This window comes from Haliea sp. E1-2-M8, assembly GCF_030649675.1.
Taxonomy (GTDB): Bacteria; Pseudomonadota; Gammaproteobacteria; order Pseudomonadales; family Halieaceae; genus Haliea.
On sequence record NZ_JAUTDR010000011.1, the window covers coordinates 164,568 to 173,007 of the forward strand.

At 59.0% G+C, this 8,440-nt stretch carries 9 protein-coding genes and 1 tRNA gene; all 10 read left to right on the top strand.

Annotated features, from left to right (window positions below; translation table 11 throughout):
- The first annotated feature begins 5 nt into the window (after positions 1 to 5).
- The 10 genes from ihfA to Q6D67_RS11405 all read left to right on the top strand — a co-directional run bounded on the left by ihfA (position 6) and on the right by Q6D67_RS11405 (position 8,333).
- The gene (ihfA, locus tag Q6D67_RS11360; RefSeq protein WP_304705726.1) at positions 6 to 311 is read left to right on the top strand and encodes an integration host factor subunit alpha; all 306 of its coding nucleotides are present in this window, start codon (positions 6 to 8) and stop codon (positions 309 to 311) included.
- The gene (locus Q6D67_RS11365; protein WP_304705727.1) at positions 289 to 651 is read left to right on the top strand and encodes a MerR family transcriptional regulator; all 363 of its coding nucleotides are present in this window, start codon (positions 289 to 291) and stop codon (positions 649 to 651) included. Before ihfA ends, Q6D67_RS11365 begins: the two co-directional genes overlap by 23 nt.
- A 56-nt stretch (positions 652 to 707) precedes the next feature.
- Positions 708 to 784: transfer RNA gene (locus tag Q6D67_RS11370), tRNA-Pro, on the top strand.
- Positions 785 to 987: 203 nt separating this feature from the next.
- Positions 988 to 2,217 carry an integrase arm-type DNA-binding domain-containing protein gene (locus Q6D67_RS11375; protein ID WP_304705728.1) on the top strand — a complete coding sequence of 410 codons (1,230 nt, stop codon included), beginning with the start codon at positions 988 to 990 and terminating at the stop codon, positions 2,215 to 2,217.
- Positions 2,218 to 2,313: 96 nt separating this feature from the next.
- Positions 2,314 to 3,156 (top strand): hypothetical protein, encoded by an 843-nt coding sequence (locus Q6D67_RS11380; protein ID WP_304705729.1) that lies wholly within the window; start codon positions 2,314 to 2,316, stop codon positions 3,154 to 3,156.
- 445 nt (positions 3,157 to 3,601) lie between these two features.
- Complete coding sequence (locus tag Q6D67_RS11385) at positions 3,602 to 3,787, top strand: AlpA family transcriptional regulator (protein ID WP_304705738.1); 186 nt, start codon at positions 3,602 to 3,604, stop codon at positions 3,785 to 3,787.
- A complete protein-coding gene (locus tag Q6D67_RS11390) occupies positions 3,784 to 4,251 on the top strand; it encodes a hypothetical protein (RefSeq protein WP_304705730.1) in 468 nt (155 codons plus the stop codon). Before Q6D67_RS11385 ends, Q6D67_RS11390 begins: the two co-directional genes overlap by 4 nt.
- Positions 4,248 to 5,198, top strand: a complete 951-nt coding sequence (locus tag Q6D67_RS11395; RefSeq protein WP_304705731.1) for a toprim domain-containing protein — start codon at positions 4,248 to 4,250, stop codon at positions 5,196 to 5,198. The genes Q6D67_RS11390 and Q6D67_RS11395 overlap by 4 nt, the downstream gene beginning before the upstream one ends.
- Positions 5,199 to 5,221: 23 nt before the next feature.
- Positions 5,222 to 7,066 (top strand): DUF927 domain-containing protein, encoded by a 1,845-nt coding sequence (locus tag Q6D67_RS11400; RefSeq protein ID WP_304705739.1) that lies wholly within the window; start codon positions 5,222 to 5,224, stop codon positions 7,064 to 7,066.
- Positions 7,067 to 7,517: 451 nt separating this feature from the next.
- On the top strand, positions 7,518 to 8,333 hold the full coding sequence (locus Q6D67_RS11405) for a hypothetical protein (RefSeq protein ID WP_304705732.1): 816 nt from the start codon (positions 7,518 to 7,520) through the stop codon (positions 8,331 to 8,333).
- The last annotated feature ends 107 nt before the right edge of the window (positions 8,334 to 8,440 follow it).

Here is an 8,440-nt window from a genome sequence, read left to right on the forward strand (position 1 = left end):
ATACGATGGCTGCTCTCACAAAATCCGAAATGGCCGAGCGCCTGTTTGAAGAGCTCGGGCTCAACAAACGGGAAGCCAAGGAGATTGTTGAGCTATTCTTCGAGGAGATTCGCGCCAGCCTGGAGGGCAACGAGCAGGTCAAGCTGTCCGGTTTCGGCAATTTTGACCTGCGCGACAAGAGCCAGCGTCCCGGTCGCAATCCCAAGACCGGGGAGGAAATTCCAATTTCTGCACGTCGGGTGGTCACGTTTCGCCCGGGGCAAAAGCTGAAAGCACGGGTAGAAGAATATGTTGGAACCGAGTCACAATAACGAGTTGCCGGCGATCCCGGGCAAGCGCTACTTCACCATCGGCGAGGTCAGTGAGCTGTGTGCGGTCAAGCCGCACGTTCTTCGCTACTGGGAGCAGGAATTTCCCCAGCTGAAGCCGGTCAAGCGGCGCGGCAATCGCCGCTACTACCAGCGCGAAGATGTCCTCACCATTCGCCAGATCCGCACCCTGCTGTACGACCAGGGCTACACCATCGGCGGCGCCCGCCAGCGCATGACCACGGAAGAGCCCGATCCCCTGCAGTTGGACATACAGGCCGTGCTCAAGGAAACCATCGAAGAGCTTGAGGACGTGCTGAAGGTACTGGCCCCGGTTAAATAGAGTTTGTCTTCAGGGCCCCATTCAGTATAATGCCGGCCTCGCGACAAGCGACTTCTCGGGGCGTAGCGCAGCCTGGTAGCGCACCACACTGGGGGTGTGGTGGTCGCAGGTTCAAATCCTGCCGTCCCGACCAAATACCTCTCCAGCAACATCCGTTAATATTTCTAAAGCCCTGTTCTCAGGGCTTTTTTTTGCTTTATTGTCTATACTCAGTCCGTAAGCGTCCATTAATAACCGGGGGCATACCCCCAAAAGTGGGGGTACATACGGGGGTATATCGCGTACCCCCGGAGCGCGTACCCCCAAATTGGATACCCCCAGGGGAAGGAGCGCGGCATGGGAAAGCTGACTGCAACCGAGGTGAAACAGGCCAAAGCAGGTGACAAGGACCGCAAGCTGGCGGACGGGGGTGGACTGTTCCTCCTGGTGACCAACGCCGGAGGTAAACGCTGGCGCTACAAGTACCGCATTGCCGGTAAAGAGAAACTGTTGGCGCTGGGCACCTATCCTGACGTTAGCTTGGCGGATGCCCGGAAACGGCACCAGGCGGCCCGTGACAGGCTGGCCCAGGGTATCGACCCTGGCGAGGTGCGTAAGGTCGAGAAACTGACCAAGCACCAAGCGGCAGCGGATAGCTTCGAGGCCGTGGCCCGGGAGTGGTTCAACCAGATTATGCCCGGCAAGTCCGAAAGCTACAGTGTGCGCACCCGCCGCATAATGGAAAAGGACCTATTCCCACACCTTGGCAATCGTCCTATCGCGGGCATTACCGCACCGGAACTGCTGGCAGTCCTGCGCCGTATCGAGGCCCGGGGAGCCAACGACATAGCCCACCGCGCCAAGCAAACCTCCGGGCAAGTGTTCCGCTATGCCGTCGCCACCGGGCGCGCTGAGCGGGACCCCTCTGGCGACCTCAAGGGCGCATTGAAGCCCAAGCGCACAAAGCACCATGCCGCCATTATCGACCCGCCCGGGGTAGGCCGCCTGATGGTGGCTATTGATGGGTTTCAGGGTACGCCGGTGGTCAAGGCTGCACTGCAACTGTCTGCCCTGCTGTTCCAACGCCCGGGAGAGATACGGGCTATGGAGTGGGGGGAAATCGACTGGGACGCTGAACGCTGGGAGCTACCCGCTGACAAGATGAAGATGCGGCAACCCCATGTTGTTCCCCTATGCCGGCAGGCTCTGGAAATATTGCGTGAACTGCACCGTCTGACTGGCCGGGGCCGGTACGTATTCCCCAGCGCCCGTGGCGGCAGTCGGCAGCTATCTGAAAATGGTGTGCGCACCGCCCTGCGGACAATGGGCTACGACAACGACGCCATGACCCCGCATGGTTTCCGGGCGATGGCCCGCACCCTGCTCGATGAGGTGTTGGGGTATCGGGTGGACTGGATCGAACACCAGTTAGCCCACGCCGTAAAGGATGCCAATGGAAGAGCCTACAACCGGACCAGTCACCTTGAGGGCCGGGCAGAGATGATGCAGGGTTGGGCGGACTACCTGGACAACGTGAAGGTACAAGCTCAGTCCGGTAATGTGGTAGTGGGGCAGTTTCGCAAGTAGTCGAATTGCAGCGCCTAGGATGGCCCCCGAAAAGCCGCGACCCTGGCGGCCTGGCGCTGCAACCTTCACCTAGGGATGCACTGAGGGATGTGCGCTATGCCCAAGAATCCGCTGAGCTGGTACCGCTTTGAACCAAGCCTGTTGGCGAAAGAGCGTGAGGAACTGCGCGCGTTGGGGGAAGACACGCTAGCTGACACAGTTATGGACCACAATGGATACGAAGTGGAGAGCGCCGCAGCCTTGATAGAAGTCGGCGCCGTTGAGCCGAATGTCTTTTGTTCATCAGACTGGCTGGCTGAGATACAAGAACGGTTTAGGAGTCCCGAGGACACGCCCACCATATTAGCGTTGATGGCAGAGGCGACGCCCTGGCTGGGGTACTCGGAGCTACCAACAATCGAGCCACTTCCAGAATCCAACTTTTCCCAATGTTGCCCATTCGAGGTACTGCAGGGGTTAGAGCGGGAGTGGACAGCACTGCGCGGAGAGACGGCAAAGAGGGAGCGCGAGTCCGACAATGAGATTCCCAACTTTAAGAACCTCACTACCGTGCATGCTTATCTGGATAGCGTAATAGGATACGGCAGATACCCGACGCCAGAAATACTATTGGCCATCGCCAAAGCCTTTGAATTGTACTTGATCGCCGGCGGCGCGCTCACACTGGAACAAGTTTTCTTCGGGCCTGCTGTTCAACGTGCCGGCAACTTCGCAAAACGCTCAAGACGAGAGCAACGTTTTCTATTTTTCCACGATACGGTAAGACGAGAGCGCGGATTGTTCGAGGTAACCGGAAAGCCGTTCTCATTGGAAGCACTGGCCACCGTATTTTTGCGACAAGAGCGCGAAATGGCTGGTAAGGGACATACCGATCCTGAGACTTTTCTGCGGGGCTATCGTGACTGGAAAACGAAACACCCCGACCTCGCGGACGAATAACCCACTTATTCTTCCTCGCCCCCTGTAATGGGGTACTAGTACATTGCCATGTAAAGCCGCATGCGTCCAAAGATGTGCGGGCGAATGCCCCCCTCTGCAAATAGGTGTGAACATGGCACAACAACTAAATACCTTCACCACAAAGTGCCCGCTCTACCATCCGTGATAATTATTTGGGGAAGTCCCCAATTAAAAAGAAAAACAGCTTTTCCATGCCCGCCGATTTGTTGGATCATTGCGGACATTGTTGGATGTAAGGAGTGAACTACAGAGTTAACAGCGAGTAAAGAAGTGCGGGGAGGCAACAGCTCAGACGCCAATCAAACCTGTTGCCCCCCCTATCCCTAGCAGGGGTCCGTCATTTTGATACGGCTGGCCCCCATATTGCAACATGGAGCCAGATATGACAGATGCAGCATCAGCTAGAAACCCTCACGGCAGACTTATGCGGCTACCCGAAGTCAAAGCCAAGTCCGGGTTAGGTAGCAGCTCAATTTATGCCGGGGTAGCTGACAAAACCTTCCCAGCGCCAATAAAAATCGGCCCTCGGGCATCAGCTTGGTTAGAGTCAGAGATTGATGCCTGGATTGCAGCCCGAGTCGCTGAGCGTGACGGAGGCCAGTCCGCATGAATTACTTTTATCACTACACTACCGGCGAAAAGCTACCCCTTATTCTCGAAGCTGGCTACCTGAAGCCATCCGCCGCTGGCGGCAGCCCAGGAGAGCAACCCCTGTTGTGGCTATCCAGGGCGAGGGACTATGAACCTACCGCTTTGAAGCTTTTGCAACTACCTGGCGGGCGAGCGCGGCTATTGTCTCAGGTCGAGCAGCGAGAAGTTGTGGGTAACGTCCGCTTCCGGCTGAAGGCTGATACCGTCGACCTACTGCCCTGGCGCGACGCTTGCCGTGCGGCTGGGATCTGTAGGCGTGAACGCCAACATATGGAGCGAGCCGGCAAGGCTGAAGGCGCCAAGCATACAAACTGGTTTGCAGTGGCCAAGACTATGCCCGTGACCATGTTCGACATCGAGGTTGAAACCGTCCACGGGTGGGAGGCAATGGATGAGGTGATCGAGCTGGAGGGTGCCGTATGAATTTAAAAGCGGGCGCCCCGGCACAGGGCGCCAACCAATACAGCCAAGGTCATTTTACCACCACTACTGATCCCGTGCGCGCCTTTGCTGGCGCCATAGCCCAGAACATGGGCGCCACCGTGGACCCGATACCAGACAGCAAAATATACCGGTTCGACTGCCCGGACGGCAAGCGAGGCAACCGCGCCTGTTGGTACGTTCTGTACTTGGATATTAGGCCCGCCGGGGCGTACGGCAACTGGCGGACGGGCGCCACCTTCACTTGGCGGCAGGATTTACGGCAACAACTGGACCCGGCAGAGCAGGCCCGCATACAGGCGTCCTTCCGTGCCGCCAGAGCACAACGGGACCAGGAGCGTATCGACGCACACCAGAAAACTGCGGAGCGCGCCAGCGCCTTGTGGCGTGACGGCAGGCGAGCCACTGTCGATCACCCCTATCTAGTCTCAAAACGAATTCCAGCCCTATGCCTGCGGCAGCGCGGGGATGTGTTGCTGGTGTCGATGCGCACCGTGGCCGGGGAGCTGGTGAATATCCAGCGAATCCACCCAGACGGCAGCAAGCGGTTCCTGAAGGGCGGCAGAATCACCGGATGCTTTGCCCTGTTCGGGCGGGAGCTGCCGGAGGCGGGTGAGCTTTACATTGCCGAGGGCTGGGCAACGGCAGCCACCATTGCCACCACCCTGCGGTTGCCCGTGGTCGCCGCAATGAACGCTGGCAACCTTAAATCAGTAGCCCAGGTTATCCGGGCAGTCCGTCCGCGCCTGGCGCTGGTGGTCGCTGCTGACAACGATCACAAGACGCCCGGCAACCCCGGTATGACGGCAGGCGCTGAGGCCGCCCGGCTGGTGCAAGGTTCGTTGACATGGCCTAGCTGCTGCATGGCGCCGGACTGCACCTGCACTGACTTCAACGATACAGCGCATTGTGGGAGGGCGCCGCGATGACTACGGCCAACCTCGCTACTGATATGCAGCCAAAGCAATTACCGCCTGACACAACTTCTACTGTTGCCGAAGCAGGTGTTACAAGTGTTACAAGTGTTACAACCAGCAATGACGCGCCTCTAGCCGTAACACCAGCGAGTGAAACAGGTGTTACAGGTGTTACAACACCACCGGATGAAAGCGCCCGGCCATGCTTCCGGGCATTCAATGACTGGACCGATGGCGAGTCCCGTCGGTATCGGCCTGGTGTCTGGTGGTTCACGATGAAGGAGTCGGGCGGCACCAGCACTCTGGTGGATACATGGGTATGCGGCCCGCTGGTCGTTGACGCGGTTACGCACGATGACCAAAACAACAACTTCGGGCGCCTGCTGCGCTTCAAGCCCACCACCGGACCTTGGCGTCAATGGGCTATGCCCATGGAGCTGTTAGCAGGCGATGGGCGAGAGCTGCGGGCGGAGCTGTTGAAGATGGGGTTAGAGCTTGATCCCCAGGTCCGGGCATACCTAACTCAGTATCTTACAGCCACCACCCCAAAAGTGCGGATGCAGTGCGCCACTCAGGTTGGTTGGTCGGGTGAATCGTTTGTATTGCCCGATGTAGTCATCGGCCCGGACGCCGCTAGAGTGGTATTCCAGTCGGGCGAGCACCAGGCAGACGAATACACCACCGCTGGGACGCTGGACGGGTGGCGGGAGTCCGTGGCGGCCCTGGCCGGGGGCAACCCGCTGTTGTTGTTGGCGCTATCTGCCGCCTTCGCTGGCCCCCTGCTGAGACGCTGCAACGCTGAGTCGGGCGGGCTGCACCTGGTAGGGGATAGCAGCACCGGCAAGACTGCTGCAATCGAGGCAGCCTGTTCTGTTTGGGGTGGCCCCACCTTCAAGCGTAGTTGGCGAGCCACTTCTAACGGCATGGAGGGTGCCGCCGCCATACTGAATGACGGCCTGCTGGCGCTGGATGAAATCAGCGAGTGCGACCCCAGAGAGGTGGGCGCTATCGTCTACGCCCTAGGTAATGGGCAGGGCAAGCAGAGAGCCAGCCGGAGCGGCAGCGCGCGTGCCATCAAACGCTGGCGCTGTCTGATTCTCTCGAACGGGGAGCGGACGATAGCCACCGCCATGCAGGAGGGCGGCCACAAGGCAAAGGCCGGGCAAGGTGTCCGGCTGCTGGATATTCCCACCAGCCGCACCTATGGCGCATGGGACACCCTGCACGGGCACACTAGCGGGGCTGCGCTATCGGATGCCCTAAAGACTGCTGCCGCAAAGCACTACGGCCATGCAGGCCGGGCTTTTCTGGATCGCCTGACGCGCGACAAGCGCGACTTTGCCGCCTATTTGGAGCAATTCAAGGAAGCGCCCGGCTTCACTGTTGAGGACGGACAACAACGTCGAGGTGCCGCAAGGCTGGCTTTGATTGCCCTGGCGGGCGAGTTGGCGACTGAGTACGGCATTACAGGTTGGGCAGAGGATGAGGCTACCGCCGCCGCTGTGGATGCTCTGGCGCGATGGCAGGAGGCGCGAGGTTGCGGCCCGTCCGAGCGCGGGCAGATAATGGCTCAGATGGCAGAGTTCATCGAGCGTCACGGGGATGGACGCTTTTCCGATGCAGATGGTGCTGACAACCGAGCCGTTCAAAACCGCGCCGGCTGGTGGCGGGATACAGACAAGGGGCGCCGGTATCTGTTCAACACTGCCGCGATGCGCGAGGCCGTGGCTAGCTTCGACTTCAAGCGGGCCCTAGAGACATTGCAGAGTGTCGGTGCCCTGGCTGAAGGTGCGGACGGCAAAAGCTCCAGGCCGCACCGTGTAGGCGGCCAAGTATTGCGCCTTTACGAAATCAACCCGGCCCGGCTTGGGGGTGAGTAATGGCGCTGGATGATGTGTTGGCCCGGCTTCGGTCGGGCGAGCTTGTAACACCTGTAACACCATCGCGATGGGCAGGTGTTACGCCGAAACCCGTGCCAGCACTGGCTGTAACACTTGTTACACCTGTAACACCAGAAAGAACGATAGCCAAGTCAGATGAAGGTGCCGCCGCCCCCATCACCCGTGAACACCTTGTTGGTCTCGGGTTGCAGGTGCTGCCGGAAGATGTGGCTTTTCTGAGTTGGCACCTGCCAAGAGCCACCACCGCGCGGAACGAGGCCCTGCGGGAGTACATAGCCCAGTGGATAGTGGCAATGGACGCGGAACCAGCACAGCACCGGAAAGGCAACGCCGGACGGAGGGCAGCCAACACTTGGCTGCGGACATTATGAAGACTACGCGCCCGAGAGGTTTCGTTGACTGGTCGCCGCACAAGGGCACCAGGGAGCTATTGGAACAGATCAACGCGATTCTGTGGCAGTACCGTAATGTCCTGCCGCTGACCATCCGCCAGATATTCTACCGGCTGGTCGTTGAATACTTTTACGAAAAGACCGAGCGAGGGTATGAGCGGCTATGTGAGACATTGAACCGCGCCCGCCGCGCTCGCCTGCTGGAAATGGACGTTATCCGCGATGACGGTTTTTACCTGACATCGATCCCGACATACAGCAACGCCGATGAAGTGATTGATGTGTATTTACGCCATGCCGGTAATTTGAATGTTGACCGGCAGGCTGGGCAGGCTTCGAGGTTGATTGTCTGGTGCGAGGCGCAGGGCATGAAGCCCATGTTAGAGGGCGTGACAGTCAACTATGGCGTCCCTGTTGCGAGTAGCGGGGGCTTTGACTCCACGACCACCAAACACAACATGGCCAACGTCTTCGCCGCCCAGATGCACACCGAGGTATTGCATGTTGGGGATTACGACCCGTCTGGCGTGCATATGTTTTCGTCTCTCCAGGAGGACGTACAAGCGTTCATTGACGACCTTAGTGGAGATGTCACGTTTACCCGACTGGCCGTAACTCCCGACCAGCGTGATCAATACGATCTGCCTACCGCGCCACCAAAGAAGACGGACCGCAGGAGCTTCAATGATACCTCGACTGTTCAATGCGAAGCCCTGCCGCCTGACGTCCTCCTGGAGATCGTGGAGTTCGCCATTAATCTGCGGATCGACCCTGACATCCGAAGCCATACTTTAAAGGCTGAGGAAGAATTGCGCCGTGATCTACTGCGGCGGCTGAAGGGGATTACAGAGTGAGTCTAGCAACACTGACTTACATGCAGGCCCGTGGTCGGCAGGCCCTGCGGATGAACCACCACCCCCACCAGAGGCGGAAATTTACGGCAAACCGCGACTCCGCGCCC